This is a genomic window from Shewanella sp. 0m-6 (genome assembly GCF_052977325.1).
In genome coordinates, this window is record NZ_JBRIMD010000015.1 from 18163 (window position 1) to 37915 (window position 19753).

A 19753-nucleotide genomic window follows, 5' to 3' on the forward strand; every position below is an offset into this window, starting at 1 on the left:
AAGCCCCCAGATACACATCCAGGGGCCTTATCATCTCTAACGACTTGGCTTACGGAAGTGTTACTCGAACCACTTTTCCACCACGAGTCTGCACATATAGGTTGTCATTAACCACCAATGGCTGACTGTATAAACCAGAGCTATCAACTTCTACACGTCCAACAATTTGACCGTCAGACCTGTTTAAAAAATGAAGATAACCTTCAAAATCACCGACTACCACATAATCTTTAAACACGACTGGCGCGGTTAAACTACGGTTAGCAAGTTCTGCATTATTCCATAACTCTAGACCATTTCGTCTATCAACAGAATAAATACGGCTGTGATCGTCGACCACAAATAGGCTTGCGCCCGAGTAAGCGAGTTCATGGAAGCTTGAATAGCTACGTGACCAAACCACGCGACCCGTTCGCATTTCCATTGAAACCAAGTTGCCATTATAACTAACCGCATAAAGGTTTTCGCCCACTAATAACGGTTTCATATCTATATCGGCCATACGCGAGAATTCATTGCCTCCCGCTGGCGTATAGATAGCTTGTTCCCAAGCCGCTTGACCATTATTTTTAATGACGACGGCAATTTTACCGTCGGCGGTGCCAACAAAGAATCCACCTGCGTCATATGAAGCAGAGCCTGTACCACGTAGGGTCAAGGTCGGAAGTTGATTCTCATACACCCACTTTTGCGTACCATCATCCACGTCAAACGCTTCTAATGTGCCTGCGCCAGTGTTAACCACAACAACATCTTCGCCAACTGTCGGCGCTGATAATAGTTCGCCACCGGCGATTACATGCCAAACGGCCTCACCAGTCGCTTCATCAAATGCCGCTAGCAGGCCACTTTCTCCGCCCACAAATATCTTGTTACGTGCTGCTGTTACACCACCGGCTAGACGTGCGCCTTTGTTTTTAGCCAAGGCATTATCTCTGAACGCAGAGCTAAAGTCATTTTGCCAAATACGCTCACCGGTAACTTCGTCAAATGCTTCGACTTTACCGTAACGGTCTGCAACAAACAGTTTGTCATAACGAGCCGCCGGACGTAGACGTGAATAATAATCGCCTACCCCTGCACCCACATTCGCACTCCAGCTAACTTCTGGAAACACGCTAGCTTCAATCTCGCTAAGTGGTGAGATCGGCTCTTCTTCTACATCACTAGATGAACAGGCAGACAACATACCTATGCTCATGCCACATGCGAGCAGTGTTTTGCACCAAGACTTCATGGGCAGATTCCTTATGCCTTGTTCAGATTATCAAGCTTCATTTGTAATGTTGGACTTGTCATTGTGCCACCATTCTCTACCGCAGTTTGATAGGCAATCTTTGCCTTTTCTGTATCACCTTGGCGTACTAAGAAATCACCTTTTAGCTCATCTCTTTGAGCCTTTGATGCTGGATCGGTAATTTGATCAAGCGTAGCAATTGCTGTCGCGTATTGACCTTGTTCAGCTTGTACACGCGCTAAACGCAGGGTTGCAATAAGCACAATGCTGTTATCAACATTGGTTGCAATCACAGTCTTTAGCGTCGTTTCTGCTTTTTCTAAATCACCAGCTTCAACGGCAGACTTGGCCACCAATAGCTCAAGCAGAGATTGATAACCTTTTTGACCGTGCGCTTTAGCAAAGTTTTCTGCAGCGACTAACATAGCAGCATCTTCGCTATTTTGAATACTTAACGCTTGGAATGACTCAGACGCTGCTTCAGCTTGAGCCAATTGGTAGTCAGAATAATAGTTCCAACCGAATAGTCCACCTAAACCGACAACGGCGCCTACAACTACTGATGTGCCGTAATCTTTCCAGAACTGTTTGATAGCATCTACTTGTTGCTCTTCTGTGCTATAGATTTCCACTTAGTCTTCCCCTTTTAAATCAGTTCTGCAATATAAGTCGCCAATGCATCACGGGCAACCAATTCTTGTGCTTTATCTTCACGAAGGTGCTTCACTGCAACTTGGTTATTGGCAAGCTCATCTTCACCAATCACTAGCGCTACTGTTGCACCGCTCTTATCGGCTCGCTTCATTTGCTTCTTAAAGTTACCGCCACCACAGTGGCTCATCACTTTAGCATTTGGCAAGCCAGCTCTTAGCTCTTGAGCGATCTTAATCGCTTCAACGCGGCAGTTGTCACCCATTGCTGTCACGTAAACGTCGACGCTTGGACCAATGTCCTTGTCTAGTTCAAGTGTCTCTAGCAGTAAGACGATGCGCTCTAGGCCCATTGCAAAACCAACGGCTGGTGTTGGTTTACCGCCAAGCTGACCCACAAGCCCGTCGTAACGTCCACCGGCTAATACTGTGCCTTGTGAACCTAAGCTTGATGTGACCCACTCAAAAACTGTGCGATTATAATAATCTAAACCGCGCACTAGGCGAGGATTGATTGTGTATTGGATGCCGACAGCCTCTAAGAGTTCACATAAATGTGAAAAATGTGAACGAGTGTCTTCACCAAAGTAATCCATTAACACTGGTGCATCGGCTAAAAGCGCCTGTACATCAGCATTTTTAGAGTCAAGTACACGTAATGGGTTGCTGTACATGCGGCGCTGGCTATCTTCATCCAACACCTCTTTGTGTTGCTCTAAGAAAGCAATCAAAGCATCACGGTAAGCGGCGCGCTCTTCAACATCACCTAAAGTGTTTAGCTCTAAGGTCACATGTTCGGTAATACCGAGTTTTTCCCATAGCTTGGCAGATAGCATCAATACTTCAGCATCAATGTCTGCCGTTGGGATCCCGTATACTTCTACACCAAACTGGTGGAATTGACGGTAACGGCCTTTTTGTGGGCGTTCGTGGCGGAACATTGGGCCCATGTACCAAAGACGCTGCTCTTGGTTGTATAGCAAACCGTGCTCATTACCTGCGCGAACGGTTGAGGCTGTGCCTTCTGGACGCAGCGTTAAGCTGTCACCGTTTCTATCTTCAAAGGTATACATCTCTTTTTCAACGATATCAGTCACTTCACCGATAGAGCGCTTAAAGAGATCTGTACTTTCAACGATAGGAGTACGAATTTCGCTGTAACCGTATGAACCCACTGTTTCACGTAATACGGTTTCAAGTTTTTGCCATAAAGGACTTTGAGTAGGCAGAATGTCATTCATTCCGCGAATCGCTTGGATCTGTTTTGCCACTATTCGACTCGTCAAATTTGCTATATAAAATTAAAAAACGCCTCGCATTATAGGCGTTTCGAGACTAAACGTACAACAGGTGCATTCACCCATAAAAAATCACAAGCCATGATAGCGGGCTTGTGATTAATCTGTACTTACTTATTTAAATCTTGTGCTGGGATACGACCTGCAATTATTGCCGCTTTGGCGCGGATTTTTGCTTCTAGCGAATCAACAATATTATTGTTGTCAAAACGCTCTTTTTGGCGCACACCATCATCAAAATAACCACTCATGCGGTTACCACCAGTTAGACCAATATCTGACACTAGCGCTTCACCCGGTCCATTGACCACACAGCCAATAATCGATACATCCATTGGCGTGACGATGTCTTCAAGTCGTTGCTCAAGCTCATTAACCGTTGAAATCACATCAAACTCTTGGCGAGAGCATGACGGACAAGCAATAAAGTTAATCCCGCGTGAGCGAATACGCAGTGACTTTAGAATATCGAAACCGACTTTGATCTCTTCTACCGGATCGGCTGCCAGTGAAATACGTAGCGTGTCACCGATACCGTCAGCAAGCAACATACCAAGACCAACCGCAGACTTGACTGAACCCGCACGAGCACCACCCGCTTCGGTGATACCAAGGTGCAGTGGCTGAATGATTTGTTTAGCCAACAAACGGTAAGACTCAACCGCTAAAAATACGTCTGAGGCTTTTACACTGACCTTAAACTGATCGAAGTTTAAACGGTCTAGAATATCCACATGGCGCATTGCTGATTCGATCAGGGCTTCTGGTGTTGGCTCTTTATACTTATCCATTAGATCTTTCTCTAATGAACCACCATTGACACCAATTCGAATCGGAATATTTTTATCACGTGCGCATTCAACGACACTGCGAATACGCTCTTCGTTACCGATATTGCCAGGATTGATCCGCAGGCAATCTACACCGTACTCTGCCACTTTAAGCGCGATACGGTAGTCAAAATGGATATCGGCAACCAGAGGAACTGTGGTTTGCTGTTTGATCAGCTTAAACGCTTCAGCTGCGTCCATTGTTGGTACGGAAACGCGAACAATGTCAGCACCGACATTCTCTAACGCTCGAATTTGTGCAACGGTCGCAGCAACATCAGTTGTGCGCGTATTGGTCATTGACTGCACCGCAATAGGCGCGCCATCACCAATAGGAACGTTACCAACATAGATGCGGCTTGATTTGCGTCTGATAATAGGAGATTCGTTATACATCGTCTGTGTGCTCTGTGATCTGTTATTGTCCAGCGTGTGGCAATGTCATTCTCGCCACCTTACCGCCAGGATACTGCTCCAAACTAATCGCTTTGCCATTAAGTTGGATATTGACTACTTGCGGAGCGCCTAACGTTACCGAAAATGGCTCAGCCCCTTTAAGAATAAGTTCGCTGCCCGATTTTTTAAGATCGCTAACCAAAACGTTACCATTGGCATCGGCGACTTTTATCCAGCAGTCACCGGTTAACGTTAGCGTAAGTGTCGAACTTAAGGCGTTATTCTCACTTTCTGTTGACGCTTGAGCGATTGGCTCTGCCAGAGCCGACTCCGTTTCCTGCGTAGCAGATAGTGGAGCGGTTTGTATCTGAGTGTTTGGTATCGATGCTGCTTCTGGCTGGGCACTAGAGTCCGCTGTAGACGCATTTTGTTCAGCGCTTACCGATGAATCTGCGTCCGAGAGTGCTATTTGCTCAATTCCAGTGTCGCTGTCATCGACTAACACGACATCAATAGGGCTAACAAGGTCGACTTCAGCTGAAGCGGCAACCTCTTCAGCAGTTGGCTGAGAATAATCTACTGCAGCATCCATAGAGGACTTTTGAAACCACCACAGTACCATCAGCCCAAGTAACACAAATACAATAATATAGGTGAGTGCCATCAAGCGGCCATCACGAGCCTGGCGTGTCGTCTTGCGAGAAAAGCTCTGCATAGACGGCTTTTCATCACTTTCAAGCTGCTTATCTAAGCATTGCTGTACGATAAAGGGATCGGCTTGCACGGCACGAGCGTAGTTTTTAACATAACCACGGACGTAGGTTGCTGCACCCACCTCTTGTAAATTATCAGCCTCAATCTGTTTCACGATAATAGGCCGCAAATGCAATTGTGATGCGATAGCCTCTATCGACAGCCCCTTATTTTCTCGGGCTGTTTTTAGCAAAACGCCCAGTGTGAGCGTCGGCTCATCCACTAGGCTTTCATTGTCTACATTGGGCTCTTGATTCTGTTCATTTTTCATTAATGCATACTAGCCCGATATTCTTTGGCCTGAATAGACTGCGGAAACTTTGCCAGTAATAAAATACCGAACCGTCTTACCGCACCTTCGTCATTCAAACCTTGTTCAATTTCAATCCCTAGCGCCAGACTGGTTGCAGACTCTGCCGCTACCCTATGGTAACGAGACAACTGCTCTCGAGCCTCAATTAACTGACCCTCTCCTAAATCGATCTCTGTGAGCTCGATAAGGGAAGTGCGCCGTCTAGGATCATACTTAAGTGCCATGGCAAAATAATTTTTCGCTTGGCTAATTTGACCCGCCTTGCGGCTGCAAATACCTAAATTTTCATAGGTCGATGCAGAGCGAGTATACAGAGGTTGGGCAACCGCTTCTAAGAACATTTTCTCTGACTCAGCATATTTACCCTGCTGACACAAAAATGCACCGAAGTTATTGAAAGCGTCGCCTGTTGCATCACTCGTGCGAATCGCTAGCCTGTATGCTTGCTCTGTTTTTTCGAGTTCGCCTACTGACTGATAGTAATAGGCGAAGGCAATATGAACTTCTTCTAAGTCAGGTGCAAAAGCCAACGCACGATCGAGGTTGGCTTTGGCTTGCTCACTATTGCCTTTTTGTAGATAGGTTAAGCCAAGTTGTATACGCTGACGAGCAGCGGAAACCTTATCGACTTTTCGTTCAGAGACAGGGATATCAGTCCCTGCATAGGTATCTTGGGTAATACACCCCGTTGTCATCATAGATGACAATATTAATACCAGTGGTAACACCACCTTACTCTGATTCATTGTTACGCCCATCTACCAGTAGATACAAAGAGTTAGTTCATTGTGACTGAAATCTGGCTCTCTTGCATGCGTTTTTTTGCTAAACGCTTTGTTCTATCACGAATATCACCTGCTAGCTGACCGCATGCGGCATCGATATCATCACCACGGGTCTTGCGCACAATTACTGTCAGCCCGTACTCCATCAACACTTTAGAGAATCTGTCGATGCGAGAGTTAGATGAACGACCATAGGGTGAACCTGGATATGGGTTAAACGGAATTAAGTTAACCTTACAAGGCGTGTCCTTCATCAACTTAGCTAATTCATGCGCTTGATCTGTGCTGTCATTGATATGATCTAGCATCACATACTCAACGGTCACGCGGCCGCGGTTAGCATTTGATTTAGCAATATAACGGCGAATTCCCGCTAAGAACTCTTCCAGTGGATATTTTTTGTTTACAGGAACTAACACATCACGAAGCTCATCATTCGGTGCGTGGATACTCACTGCCAATGCGACGTCTAACGCATCACCCAGTTTATCCAGTGCAGGAACAACCCCTGACGTTGATAACGTTACACGGCGCTTAGATAGGCTGAAACCAAAATCATCAAGCATGATATCCATTGCTGGGATCACGTTCTTAAGATTAAGTAATGGCTCACCCATTCCCATCATTACGACGTTAGTAATAGGACGTTCACCGGTATCTTTAACAAAACCGATAAAGTCGGCCACACGCCAAATTTGGCCAACGATTTCTGACACGGTCAGGTTACGGTTAAAGCCTTGCTGCGCGGTTGAGCAGAAAGTACATTCAAGTGCACAACCAACTTGTGACGATACGCACAAAGTTGCACGATCATCTTCAGGGATATAAACCGTTTCAACTTCTTGGCCATCACCAACATTAATTGCAAACTTAATCGTACCGTCTGCTGATTTTTGATAGCTTGAAATCTCTGGTGCCACAATCTCACACTTGGCGGCAAGCTTTGCTCGCAACACCTTGTTAATGTTTGTCATTTCTTCGAAGTCACTGACGCCAAAATGATAAATCCATTTCATCAATTGATCAGCACGGAATGGCTTTTCACCCATTTCGGTAAATAGCGCTCTTAATGCTTTACGATCAAGATCCAATAAATTGATCTTCTTTTCACTCATTTTGTCTAACCTCAAAAAACCTAAAACCTGCTTGCGGGCGGCGAATTATACAGATCTTAACAAATATTAGCCAGCAGGCTATCACCAAAGTTAAAAACCTATGCTAGAATCCGCCCAGACTACTTTTGGTCTGCCATTTGGAGGTGTAATTTCACCTTTATGATAACCCTTATCATTATAATATTTGTCGCGATTACCGTCTCTTTTCTTTGTAGTGTGTTTGAAGCTGTATTGCTTTCTGTCACGCCGAGTTACATAGCCACACTAACTAAAACCAACCCTGGTGCAGCTAGTCGGTTACGTAAACAAAAAGAGAACGTTGAATCTCCTCTTGTTTCCATCCTTACGCTAAACACTATCGCACACACCGTTGGTGCTGCTGTTGCTGGTGCGCAAGCTGCTAAGGTATTTGGCGATGAGATGCTTGGCGTATTTTCTGGTGTTCTTACCTTCTTAATTCTCTTCTTCTCAGAGATCATCCCTAAAACCTTAGGTGCAAACTACTGGCGCTCATTAGCTCCTACTGTATCTATAGCATTAGTTTGGATGGAGCGTAGTACTTTGCCTCTAATCTGGATGTCTAATCAGGTAACTAAGCTGATGGGCAAAGGCGACGAAGGTCAATATATTCGTCAAGAGATGAGTGCAATGGCTGAAATTGGTCGTGCATCAGGAGAACTTGATGAGCAAGAGTCTAAAATTTTGACTCAAATGCTATCGGTTAAAGAGATGCCAGTAACCGCTATCATGACGCCAAGAACGGTAATGTTTAGACTACCGACCGACTTGAGCCAAGATGAGTTTGCCAAGCGATTTACGGCAAAGCCTTTTACTCGAATTCCTGTGTATGAACATGAGCCTGATAATATTATCGGCTATGTTAATCGAAACGACATCTTGCTGGCTGAGCGCTCAACTCCAAAAGAGTCTATCGCTGTGCTTAAGAAGAACTTATTAGTGATCCCCGAGACGGCTAAAATTCTGCCTCTTTTTGAGCTAATGATTAAGCGCAATGCCAAGATTGCAATGGTTGTTGATGAATACGGTTCTAACGAAGGTATTGTAACCTTAGAAGATATCGTTGAATCGCTACTTGGGCTTGAGATTGTTGATTCGAATGATCCTGTGGCAGACATGCAGCAATTTGCTCGTAAATTGTGGAGCCGCCGCATGAAAGATAAGGGTATCGTTTTATCCGATGATGGCGATTTCGAACAAGAACAAAAAAAATAGCTAAACTTAGCTAATTGAATGATAAAAAGGGAGTTTAGCTCCCTTTTTTAATGTCTCAATTTCGGCAGGGGATCATAAGCGTCCTCACCCAACTCCAATATCAACTTCTGACTTCTTCGCTTGCTACGCGGCGAAAGAATCTCCTTGTCATTATTTATACTCATCATGCTATAATCCTCGTTTGGTCCAGAGGAATAAGATGACAACGTCCCTATCTATATCAGTAGCTACAGCGACTACACCAAAGCTGTACCAATTAAAGCTTGCTCACATCAATGATACACACTCTCATTTCGATGCAAACCGTATTCAATTTACGATTTATGAGCAACAAAAAGAGCTGACGCTTTATAGCCATACTGGTGGCTACGCCCGTATCGCCCATCAGCTCAAGCAAGCCAAGTTAGCCGCTAAAGACAATCAACAGAGCTTTCTATTTTTACACGGTGGCGACAGCTTTCAAGGCACACTTTATTTCAATGAGTTTAAGGGTAAAGCTAACTCAGATTTATTGAATATGCTGCAACCTGACGCCATGGTGCTTGGCAATCATGAAATCGATGCGGGGAATGAACCCGTACTCGACTTTCTCAATGATATCGACTTCCCGCTATTGGCTGGCAATATGGACCTTAGCCAAGAGTGTCAGCAAAAAACTGCGTGTCTTGCAAACCACCCAAACCTACTCGACTTAGATCCGCTCACTCAAGCGGCTAAAGTGCTACTAAAGCCATTGCAAGATAAGCAAGTCGCGATTATTGGTATCACCTTAGATCAGATGACCGAAATTGCGCGTCCCGATGATGATACCCACTTTGTAAGCGCTATCGAAACGACTCGTCGCAGCGTGGCTCAACTAAAAGCCAGTGGTATTGACCACATTATCGTTTTAAGCCATTTAGGGCTCGACCAAGATAGAGTGTTAGCCGCAGAGGTCGACGGCATTAGCATTATTGTTGGTGGCCACTCACATACGCTGCAAGGCGACTTTACTGCTGTTGGCTTATCTAATATGCCTTATGGCGAACGCGTCAATGATACCGCGATAGTGCATGCAGGTAAGTATGCTGAAACCATTGGCATTGCCGACATAACCTTCGATGCCAATGGTAAAGTTGTCAGTCTACTTGGCGGTAATTACTTCATGCTAGATCGGCAGTTTATTCTGCAAGCATCTACAGATGTCAGCCCACAAGATTACTTGAACGTACGACAAACATTAGCATCACACCCTCTGATATTATGGGACGATGAATGTAGCCAGGTTCAAGCTCGAATTTTGAAAAAGTATCGTCCTAGCCTTGATGCATTGAGTAATAAAATTCTGGGTTTTGTTCCTAGAAACTTAATCCATACTCGCTTACCCAGTAAGGCCCTGCCACATGGCAGTGAAATCGCACCTTGGGTCAGTCGTAGCATGTATCAAGAAACCCGAGAGCTGAATATCAATGTCGACTTTGCACTGCACAATGCTGGCGGAGTCCGTCAATCGCTTGATAAGGGGGATGTGAGTCTAGCCGAAGTCGTTGGCCGGATCCTTCCATTTGATATCCCGCTGGTCACTTACGAGATCCAAGGCCGATACGTATTTGAAATGCTAGAGTCCGCGATTAATGCTGCAACCAATAACAGTGTGATAGGCACTGGTGCAGGCAGTTTTCCTTACACCTATGGCCTAAAATACTTTTATGATGGCAGACAGCGATTAGGGCAACGCATTATTAAGCTTGAAGTGTTGAAAATGAAAGATGCCCAGCCATTATGGCTACCTCTTGATCCTGAATCTTATTACACTGGCGTTTCATCTTCCTATACTGCATCGGGTAAAGAGGGCTACCATCCAATATTAAAAGCTAATTGGCAAAAGGATATCGAAGGGTTAAGTCTACCAGAGGCGTTTATTCGCTTTATTAGTAAAGCGCAGTGTTTAAATGAAGCGCTTGAACCTCAGGTTCACTACACGAGCCATAATCTCGTACCGGTGTAACCGACCATTACTAGACTGCGGTATGAATTGAGTGGGCAAGGGCTGAACTTTCGGCTTTGCCCAACAAAAACTGATTAATTAGAAAGTTAACTTCATAGCCTAAGTCAATTTTTTAAGCATGTAATAACCCATAATGACCACGCCACGTTTTTCTTGATAGCTGCGGTGTCTCACTTTAAAACCCATTGACTCAAATAGCGGCCTCGACAGTTTAGAAGCATCAACCGATAACTCATCAAACTCACGTTGACTTGCCCATTGCGCTAACTCTGTATATAGCTGCCTCGCGATACCGCGCCCTTGATAGTCTGGATGCACATAAAGGCTATCGATGTAACCACGGCTGTTAAAGTGAGTTTCTAGGTTGATAAAACCACAACACAGAGCATGCCCCGACGCTTGGTTTTGCTCATCAACCATTAGCCAGGTCTTAGATCGCGACAGGCGCTTGTGCCAGTGATAACTCGAACGCGGCGCAAACGACCAAGCCATCCTTTCTTGTGCGGTGTAAACAGCATCGCTTATCTGATTGATAACGGTATGCACCAGCATAGACACATCGGCAGCATAGTCTTTTTGATAAGGGATAAGTTTTAGCATTAGGTCTTTTCTGAGAGTTTCGCGAGTAATTCGTGAGGGCTATTGTGCGGTAGTTTGACACAAAATAAAATGGCGTAGACTCAGTCTACGCCATTGGAATTTAAAACGGCAAAATAATCTATCTCAATCCGAGCCTTATTAGCTCAAAGGATAAAAGAGTAATCATTATTTTTTATCGATACGGCCAACAAACAACAGCTCATCGAAAGTACGGTTTAGCGTTTTACTGCTAAAATCGTTCATCCACATTTGCTCTTGAACAACAACGGTGTCGCCCTTTTTAACTTCAATCTGTGGACCCGCAGCCCAAAAAGTTTTGTCAGCTTCTTTAATCTGTACGTAGGTATAACCGCCGCCATTCATGGTGTCCACGACAGTTCCCTCATGCATAACACCTTGTGCCCATGCGCTTGAGATACCGAGTGCTAACGTTGCTGCCGCTGCCAATTTAACGAGTTTAGCTATCATCGGAAATTTCCTTTAAATAAGTTATCAATTCATCATTATTAAAGCATGCAATAGGTTATAAATCTCTAATTAGTCACAACTATAGAGATTGAATACTCAACTATTAGATCCAACTCTCATTACAAAGTATTTTATCCCTACCACGGAACTTTTTTAATTACAGTATATTTATCACTCAACGAGAACCCTTGCGTTTAGCTTCATCTAATATGGGTTGCAGCATACCTTCAAGCCCATTTAGTTTTACTTCATACATTAGCGCGAGTTGCTGGCCTAACTTCCCTTCAGGAAAGCCCTTAGAGTGAAACCACACTAAGTAAGGCTCTGGCAGTTCGAGTAAGCGTCTGCCAGCATATTTACCAAAAGGCATCTTTTGAGTAATGGCTTCAAGCAGAAGTTTTTCATCCATCACCGTTCTCCTCAACTCAACGTATTATTAAATCAAAGTATTATTAAATCAAAACTTGTTATAACGCCACATTCTATCAAAATTTATGGCAAATACAGCCCTAATAAAGACGACAACTGGAACCCTGGGTAAATTTACCACAAAACAGATCGACACTTTGTTATACCCTTTCGCGATACAAAGGATTACCCATATAACCAACCGGAATAACAAAACCGTTTAATGAGCCGTTTACACTGAAAAATAGCTCGATACTTATGCACTCAAACTGACTAAACACCATCCAAAACGAGCTAAGCAACTAATTAAATTAACAAATAACCACTTACGGTAACACTTTTAACCCTGCGCCAAAAAACCAACGAAACCAACAATAACGTCAAAAAAACACCGGCGGCCAATTTCTATAAAAAACGTCAAAAAATCATACTGTTGACGAAGCAAATAGATCAACCTAGATTAAGCTTACGGTGACAGAAAGATGAGATGGATTACAGTCATTAACAAATCCGCCTCACCAGTACGCAAACTGTTACTGACCTTCATTCTCAAAATAATAACAACACATTAACCGCGTACAAGAGGAAAACAATATGATCATACTCGTCGGTGGCGAAAAAGGTGGTAGTGGTAAAAGTTGCCTAGCCCAGAATGTCGCTGTATTTCTAACAGCAGAATGCCAAGCCTCAGTAATTATGGTTGATTGCGACCCTCAGCGTACGACATCAGATTGGATCCATGCTCGCAATAACAACCCCGACTTACCCAGCATCAACTGTGTGCAGCTTTACGGAAAAATTCGTAATGATCTTCTTAGCTTAGAGCAACATTATGATTATGTAATAGTCGATTGTGGTGGTCAGGACAATTTAGCATTGCGTGCAACAATGTCGGTTGCTTCGCACGTACTGATGCCCCTTCGCCCTAAACGCCGAGATCTGAAAACGGTCAGCCACATGGATGATATTGTCGCAACGTGTATGATGATAAACCCCAAGATGCGCGCCACATTTGTTATCACTCAATGCCCAAGCTTGCCTAACCAAGCCAATCGAATCTTTGAAGCTAAAGAAGTATGTAAGACATATGACATTAATGTGTTAGATGCGATTACCTATAGCCGAAATATCTATGACGACAGCGAAGAGTCAGGTCTATCCGTGCTCGAAATTGAACCTAAAGGCAAAGCCGCAGGTGAAATTAGAGGTATTGCCTGTGAAATGCTGCAAGTCAATAATGCAACAGAAATTCGCAACCGCCTTGCTGAAAAACACATGATCAAGATGAGAGGTAATTATGGGTCTGGCAGATCTCAAGAAAAACTCTACGCCGTCTAGTTCAACCCATAGGCAGATCCAAACGAGGCAGCTAGCACTCGATGATCTAATTGATGACTTTATTAACGATGCGAGTCGTTACGCTTCTGGCCAAGAAGTACTTGCCACCAACTCAAGTCAAGTCATAGAGTTAGAACGAAAGAAGCCACGATTTCAGCCTGAGTTCAGAAGCAATTTAGTCACTAGTCAGCAAGCCGAAGCCGTTTTAACTGTAAAGAAGGGAAATAGCCCCGTAAGAAAGGCAACCTTCACTTTAACTGAGTCAGCCATTGCTCACTTAGCGACGCTGGCCGATGATTGCGATGTAGCAAAGTCAAAGTTAATTCGCTTCTTAATTGAACATCATTTTAACTTAAGCCCAGAGCAAAGAAAGCAAAAGGAAAAAAGCATTATCGTTGAATAATGCCAATCAGTATAACTCCCTTCCCTTAGCTGGCAGTAGACCGACAATTCTGAAGTATTGCGCTGCCAGCATTTTTCAATCCAAAAAATTCTTACCTTCAATCTCAAGTCTAAAATCATCGAATAAAACGAATCAGTAACACTGCTTGGTTGAATCTTACTCGTTATGGCCATATATCATCAGTAAGCAAACAAACCTCAATAGAAAGGAATTCTATGTTAGCGATTTTTCTTATCTTACTTATCAGTGGTAGTGCAATTGTATGGATTGCTAGTGCGCCATGGCGCGCTCGTCAAAGACGCAAGCGGATTAACCAACAGCCCTTTCCCCATGAGTGGCGTGAGATCTTAAAACGGCGTACTCCGTTCTTCAGAGTCTTACCCACGGATCTGCAACTACAACTTAAAAAACACATTCAGGTCTTTATCGCTGAAAAGCATTTTGTCGGATGCGACGGTCTGAAAATCAACGATGACATTCGCGTCACTGTGGCCGCACAAGCTTGCTTACTATTACTCAATAGAAAAACTGACTTTTATCCGAGGTTAAAAGAGATCCTGATTTATCCTTCGGCGTTTATTGTCGAAAACCAGCAACAACACGGTGCAGGAGTCGTTTCTGCCCAGAAACGCGTCTTAGCGGGTGAATCATGGCAACATGGTCGAGTGGTATTATCTTGGCAAACAACTAAGCACGACGCTGCGGTGCCTGATGATGGCAGTAATGTGGTGTTCCATGAGTTTGCCCATCAGTTAGATCAAGAAGATGGCCGCGCAAATGGCGCTCCTGTGTTAAAAAATATTGCAGACTACGCTTCTTGGTCTAAAGTGCTAATGCAAGAGTATCAAACCTTAGTCGATGCCTCTGTACACGGTGAACTTTCATTATTTAGCTACTATGGCGCAACGAATCCTGCAGAGTTTTTTGCCGTTGTAACGGAAGTGTTTTTCGAACAACCCCATGAGTTTATCAATCAGCATCCTGCACTGTATCAAGAGCTGAGTTCCTTTTATCAACTTGATCCCGTCAATTGGAATTAAAACCGTTATAGAGTGAAGGTCAGTAACACTCTACATAATCACAAGGATAGATATGTTCAATCTCAGTGCCTCGAAAACAATAGGTATTTTATTGTTACTCTCAAGTTCCATTTCAAGCAATGCACTCGCCATTGACACAGCACAAAGCGATAAGCAACAAGCAACCATGGTTTTAGATGCCTTAAACCAATACTCTGCGACCGCCGATTGGGATAATTACTTTGCCCTTTATGATGATAAAGGCATCTTTATCGGTACAGATGTCAATGAACATTGGGATAAGGCCGAGTTTGAACAATATGCCAGGCCAACAAAAGGCTGGCGTTACGATTTAACCAGTAGAAAGATGACCCAGCACGGTGATGTCATCTGGTTTGACGAAATATTATCTAACCCCTCTTACGGCGTGAGTCGTGGAACCGGAACCTTAATCAAGACAACCAAAGGTTGGAAAATAGCTCAGTATCACTTAAGTTTCCCTATCCCTAACGCCATAGCAAAATCGATTACTCAACAGATAAAGACCGCAAAAAAATAGCAACAGATGACAAACCGAACACCAGCTAAAACAGAAAAAGCGCTGCAAAGCAGCGCTTTTATCAACTTGAAACCCTAATCCATAATTTGGATTATAAGCCTTTCATATCAACGACTTAAAAACATGCGCTCCCTGTAAGAGCTCCCATATGAGTTATTTCATCTCTATTACTTAATCCCCGTTATTTAATCGAGGCAGAGAAACAGACATTCGCCATATCAACCAAATGGCTAAAACTTGTAAAATCATCTTGGGATAAACGCCGACCAGAACTGTCTCTGTCTGCATAGACCAGACCTATCGCTGTATGGTCCATTATAAGAGGAGCGAGCATAAATCCCGTTGCTGCCGTTATCGCTGAAATGTCACCATCCATAAATAAACGCCATTTAGGCGATCTTGGATTATCAATATACAGTGCCTTCTTTAAAGAAATACAATCTTGAAATACGCTTTTTGTACTGTTCAAAGCAATCGTAAATGAGGCTTTCATTTGTTCACTGCCTTCACCATAAACCATTCTAGGCACTAAATTTTTTCGGTTAGGTGTTAACAACAACACACAGCAGCGATCAACACCCACTCCGGTTAAGATCCCTTTTAATGCGATGGAAAGTACTTGATTGAAATCTTGTTTATTTAACGCGCACTGAGTCAATTCACGCAAACACTGCAACTGTCTGTTTGCATCAGCCGCATAAATAACAACTGTTGGCTCAGTATGTTCTAATTCTCCAGATAAGTAAGTTGGATCAGGTTAAGTGCTCAACCAAAATCCGCGCGCCATAAGCATCAGCCATGCTTTTGGTCGCCTTATGACAGCGTATGATCCGCCCTTTAAGCTCATCAAGCTCTAGACCTAACATATCAGCAGTTTGCTTTAATCGATTCGATAGCTCAGCCATCGATGGCTGACTCTGACACAATATTTCGCTTAGCTTATTAGCAAGAAAAATACTGCGGATTTCTGGAGTTCGCTCATCGGGCTGACTCAGTGATTTTATCAGTAAACGACCTAAGCCCCAGCTCCGTGCAAGCCCTAAAGATAATTGCTCAAAAGTAGCGCCGAGCACTTCACGCGTGGCTTTATTCATCTCTTGCATAGAATCACAATGGTTAAGCTTATTATCAAGCACTAAGGTTTCTGCGCAGCCCGTACTCCAAAAAGCACTTTCTCCTAAGTGATAAAGCAAAGAGGCAATAAAAACCTCCTCTTGCAGCTCTTCATCATAGTCTTTGAGTAACATTTTGGTTAACATTGCAGCTTGAAATGCTTGTGCCATTAGCTTCAGCATTCTGTTGTAAACGCCCTCAGTAAGCCCTTCAGCCTCTAACAAACTACTGAGTAATTTAGCAGTAATACAGATGTTCTTTATCGTATCAAAACCCAGTACCACAGCGGCACGACTAACAGTGGTAACCTGGCTAATCCCTTTACTGTAGGTCACGCTATTTGCTACTCGCAAAATTCTGGAGGTCAATGCATTATCATGCATAACACTTTTACCCAGAATCGACAAAGAAGACACATCGTCTTTTGCTAGTTTTTCGAGAGTTTTCACCGTAGAGCAAAGCGCAGGCATCTCTTGGTCACTAATACGATTAGTCCAATATTCAACGCCATTAAATCGACTATTTTCTCTATGAGTTGCTTTCAAGTTACTCTCATCTTATGACGACTAGCCATCAACCATGCAAGTGATGCATTGTTCTGATTTCGCCCCTGAAACTCTACATTATCCACTGCGACTATGCGCAATACCTAATGCACAATCACTACGCTTAACACAACAGCTATAAAGCTATTGCTACATTCTATACGTTAATCACTAACAATAAACCTTTACAGTTCATTAACCAACAACACTATTACAAAACGATACTGATTTTAAATAAAAAAAACGACTCCGAAGAGTCGCCAATCACAAGCAGAACACCAGCGAAAAGTGTGGTGTTAATAATTTAAAAACCCGCACTGCACGTAGGAATACAGTGCGGGGGACACAAGCTACAAAATGTAGCCAAACCTTTAGCGCATAAAATTTAAGCCGTCAGTAATTGGTAACCCGGTTCGGTAAGAAAATCGACAAGTTCATCTGAAGTCGTGATGGTTTCGAGCAATACAGCGGCTTGAGTATAACTTCCCTGAGTAAAGCGCTCTGGGCCAACCTCTTCTTTGACATGAGCTAACTCCTCTACCAACATTGTTTGGAATAAACCTTTGGTAACAATAACGCCAGAGCTAAGCGGCTGCTGATGCTTTATCCATTGCCAAATGGAGGTACGAGAAACCTCTGCCGTGGCAGCGTCCTCCATTAACCCATAGATAGGAACGCAGCCATTACCGTTAATCCAGGATTCTATGTATTGTAGTGCGATACGGATGTTAAGACGCATACCCGCTTCAGTCCGCTCCCCCGTTGCAGGCATAAGTAATTCACGGGCATGGATTGGCGCATCGACATCGCGTGTAATATGGAGCTGATTGACGTGATCTTCGCCTATATATTCATTAAAAATAGCCATTGCAGTATCTGCAAGTCCTGGATGTGCAACCCAAGTACCGTCATGACCATTACGTGCCTCAAGTTGCTTATCTTGCTTCACTTTTGCTAATACTTGTTGATTTAATTCAGTATCCTTGGCAGGAATATAGGCCGCCATACCGCCCATAGCTAACGCTCCACGTTTATGGCAGGTCTTTATCAACAAACGCGAATAAGCACTTAGGAATGGCTTGTCCATGGTGACCGACTGTCTATCTGGTAGTATACGATCACTATGATTATTTAAGGTTTTAATGTAGCTAAAGATATAATCCCAACGACCACAATTTAATGCGACGATATTTGAACGAAGTTCATATAGGATCTCATCCATTTCAAATACAGCAGGCAAGGTTTCAATTAAACAGGTGCACTTAATCGTGCCTGGCTGAAGGCAAAAGCGCTCTTCAACAAATGTAAACACGTTAGCCCACCATCTAGCCTCCAGATGACTTTCAAGTTTAGGAATATAAAAGTAAGGCCCACTGCCCTTTCTTAATAAAGCACGATAGTTATTGTAAAAATAGATACAAAAATCGAACAGCGCAGCAGGAATGGCGCTCCCCGCAAACTGCACGTGCTTTTCTTGCATATGTAAACCGCGTACTCGACAAATAAGCACGGCGGGATCTTCATTTAATGAGTAATGTTTACCCGTCTCAGCTGCGGTATAACTAATATCCCCGTTAACCGCATCACGCAGGTTTATTTGTCCTTGCACCACTTTTTCCCAGCTTGGAGCAAGTGAGTCTTCAAAGTCAGCCATGAATACTTTAGCGTTTGCATTAAGTGCATTAATGACCAATTTTCTTTCAACAGGGCCGGTAATCTCAACCCGCCGATCTTGTAAGTCGGCAGGAATGCCTCTGATCTGCCAATGTCCTTGACGGATCGCTCGAGTCTGCTCTAAAAAATCTGGCAGCTCGCCTAGATCGATATGCTTTTGCTTGTGCTTTCTGCGAGCAAGCAGTTCAGGGACCTCTGGTGCAAATTGCTTACATAAGGCTTTAAGTAAACACAGCGAGCCCTCTGTTAACACTGTTTCTTGCCCTGCGACAGTTCTACCGTTAATCAACAACTCCTGAGTCGACGATGTCGTTTCTGATTTCGTTTGTGCTGCTGTAAGTTGCTCTGTCATCTTTCATCTCCTAAAACTGTACTCATATTTCTGTAGCAACATCTAAACGCATTTTTAATCGCATTTTGCTTCCCGCCTCGCAGCTTCTGCTAAAGCCTGTCAGTCCAGAGCATTCAGTTCGAGGCTGTCACTCCATGGCAGTCAGTTCAGAGCAGTCAGTCCAGTCCGGCCCTGTCAGTCAAACTAAGCAGCATGCAATGCTTTAAATGCTTAAGCATATGTTGATTTACCACAAAACCTACTGACTAAGCGTACAAGTTGCAAGCTGACACCCGGTCACACAAGTCCTTTACTCAAGCCTACAGCCCATAATTAAAAGACTCAAAGACGCACACCGCAAACCGATTAAATACTTTCAAAGCAATTAGTTATGAATATTTTAAAATCAATTCCATGATAAACTGAACAAGTTGTAAGACAAATTGACCAAGGCAACAAACTAAAAGTAAATCCGTTACAAAGTTTCACTGCGTAACACTATTTTTACACTCAAACATCAATACCTGCAGACTGCAGATTTAAGCTGGCGTTTACTCTCACACAGCGATACACAAATGCAAACCTTTTTAAAACAATGACATATAAGCAGATAACCACCACCACAATTTAAACAACCGTTTAAATCTAACGTTAACGTTTACGGAAGCTGACTGGGCTGCAGCTAACGCAAATTATGA

At 43.6% G+C, this 19753-nt stretch carries 17 protein-coding genes and 1 pseudogene; 6 read left to right on the forward strand and 12 right to left on the reverse strand.

Annotated features, from left to right (window positions below; translation table 11 throughout):
- Window positions 1–49 precede the first annotated feature (49 nt).
- The 7 genes from bamB to ACVBJC_RS12625 form a co-directional block, all read right to left on the reverse strand.
- A complete protein-coding gene (bamB, locus tag ACVBJC_RS12595; protein WP_447161191.1) occupies window positions 50–1237 on the reverse strand; it encodes an outer membrane protein assembly factor BamB in 1188 nt (395 codons plus the stop codon).
- An 11-nt stretch (window positions 1238–1248) separates the two neighbouring features.
- Entirely contained in the window at window positions 1249–1869 is a 621-nt protein-coding gene (locus tag ACVBJC_RS12600; protein ID WP_447161190.1) for a YfgM family protein, read from the reverse strand.
- Window positions 1870–1883: 14 nt separating this feature from the next.
- Window positions 1884–3158 (reverse strand): histidine--tRNA ligase, encoded by a 1275-nt coding sequence (gene hisS / locus ACVBJC_RS12605; RefSeq protein WP_447161189.1) that lies wholly within the window; start codon window positions 3156–3158, stop codon window positions 1884–1886.
- Between the two features lie 137 nt (window positions 3159–3295).
- Window positions 3296–4411, reverse strand: a complete 1116-nt coding sequence (ispG, locus tag ACVBJC_RS12610; RefSeq protein WP_447161188.1) for a flavodoxin-dependent (E)-4-hydroxy-3-methylbut-2-enyl-diphosphate synthase — start codon at window positions 4409–4411, stop codon at window positions 3296–3298.
- Window positions 4412–4433: 22 nt separating this feature from the next.
- Window positions 4434–5435 carry a RodZ domain-containing protein gene (locus ACVBJC_RS12615; RefSeq protein WP_447161187.1) on the reverse strand — a complete coding sequence of 334 codons (1002 nt, stop codon included), beginning with the start codon at window positions 5433–5435 and terminating at the stop codon, window positions 4434–4436.
- On the reverse strand, window positions 5435–6223 hold the full coding sequence (pilW, locus tag ACVBJC_RS12620) for a type IV pilus biogenesis/stability protein PilW (RefSeq protein ID WP_447161186.1): 789 nt from the start codon (window positions 6221–6223) through the stop codon (window positions 5435–5437). The genes ACVBJC_RS12615 and pilW overlap by 1 nt, the downstream gene beginning before the upstream one ends.
- Window positions 6224–6255: 32 nt before the next feature.
- Window positions 6256–7377: a bifunctional tRNA (adenosine(37)-C2)-methyltransferase TrmG/ribosomal RNA large subunit methyltransferase RlmN gene (locus ACVBJC_RS12625; RefSeq protein WP_447161185.1), complete on the reverse strand. Its 1122-nt coding sequence runs from the start codon at window positions 7375–7377 to the stop codon at window positions 6256–6258.
- 159 nt (window positions 7378–7536) lie between these two features.
- Between ACVBJC_RS12625 and ACVBJC_RS12630 the strand changes: the two genes are divergently transcribed.
- Window positions 7537–8610 (forward strand): CNNM domain-containing protein, encoded by a 1074-nt coding sequence (locus ACVBJC_RS12630; protein WP_447161184.1) that lies wholly within the window; start codon window positions 7537–7539, stop codon window positions 8608–8610.
- Window positions 8611–8809: 199 nt separating this feature from the next.
- The gene (locus tag ACVBJC_RS12635) at window positions 8810–10597 is read left to right on the forward strand and encodes a bifunctional metallophosphatase/5'-nucleotidase (protein ID WP_447161183.1); all 1788 of its coding nucleotides are present in this window, start codon (window positions 8810–8812) and stop codon (window positions 10595–10597) included.
- 99 nt (window positions 10598–10696) lie between these two features.
- Here the strand turns inward: ACVBJC_RS12635 and ACVBJC_RS12640 are convergent, their stop codons facing one another.
- The 3 genes from ACVBJC_RS12640 to ACVBJC_RS12650 all read right to left on the reverse strand — a co-directional run bounded on the left by ACVBJC_RS12640 (window position 10697) and on the right by ACVBJC_RS12650 (window position 12074).
- Window positions 10697–11197 (reverse strand): GNAT family N-acetyltransferase, encoded by a 501-nt coding sequence (locus ACVBJC_RS12640; RefSeq protein ID WP_447161182.1) that lies wholly within the window; start codon window positions 11195–11197, stop codon window positions 10697–10699.
- 165 nt (window positions 11198–11362) lie between these two features.
- Window positions 11363–11665, reverse strand: a complete 303-nt coding sequence (locus ACVBJC_RS12645) for an NrfJ (RefSeq protein WP_447161181.1) — start codon at window positions 11663–11665, stop codon at window positions 11363–11365.
- A gap of 175 nt (window positions 11666–11840) precedes the next feature.
- The gene (locus ACVBJC_RS12650; RefSeq protein ID WP_447161180.1) at window positions 11841–12074 is read right to left on the reverse strand and encodes a DUF3820 family protein; all 234 of its coding nucleotides are present in this window, start codon (window positions 12072–12074) and stop codon (window positions 11841–11843) included.
- Window positions 12075–12667: 593 nt separating this feature from the next.
- Here ACVBJC_RS12650 and ACVBJC_RS12655 point away from each other — a divergent pair.
- The 4 genes from ACVBJC_RS12655 to ACVBJC_RS12670 all read left to right on the forward strand — a co-directional run bounded on the left by ACVBJC_RS12655 (window position 12668) and on the right by ACVBJC_RS12670 (window position 15392).
- Window positions 12668–13411, forward strand: coding sequence for an AAA family ATPase (locus tag ACVBJC_RS12655; RefSeq protein ID WP_447161179.1), 744 nt, complete (start codon window positions 12668–12670; stop codon window positions 13409–13411).
- Window positions 13371–13814, forward strand: coding sequence for a CopG family transcriptional regulator (locus ACVBJC_RS12660; protein ID WP_447161178.1), 444 nt, complete (start codon window positions 13371–13373; stop codon window positions 13812–13814). Before ACVBJC_RS12655 ends, ACVBJC_RS12660 begins: the two co-directional genes overlap by 41 nt.
- Window positions 13815–14029: 215 nt before the next feature.
- On the forward strand, window positions 14030–14854 hold the full coding sequence (locus tag ACVBJC_RS12665; protein ID WP_447161177.1) for a M90 family metallopeptidase: 825 nt from the start codon (window positions 14030–14032) through the stop codon (window positions 14852–14854).
- A 52-nt stretch (window positions 14855–14906) separates the two neighbouring features.
- Window positions 14907–15392 (forward strand): nuclear transport factor 2 family protein, encoded by a 486-nt coding sequence (locus ACVBJC_RS12670; RefSeq protein WP_447161176.1) that lies wholly within the window; start codon window positions 14907–14909, stop codon window positions 15390–15392.
- 181 nt (window positions 15393–15573) lie between these two features.
- On the opposite strand, the pseudogene ACVBJC_RS12675 reads toward ACVBJC_RS12670, so the two are convergent.
- Window positions 15574–17050, reverse strand: a pseudogene (locus ACVBJC_RS12675) (HDOD domain-containing protein).
- Between the two features lie 385 nt (window positions 17051–17435).
- Window positions 17436–19076, reverse strand: coding sequence for a malate synthase A (aceB, locus tag ACVBJC_RS12680; RefSeq protein ID WP_447161175.1), 1641 nt, complete (start codon window positions 19074–19076; stop codon window positions 17436–17438).
- Between the last annotated feature and the right edge of the window lie 677 nt (window positions 19077–19753).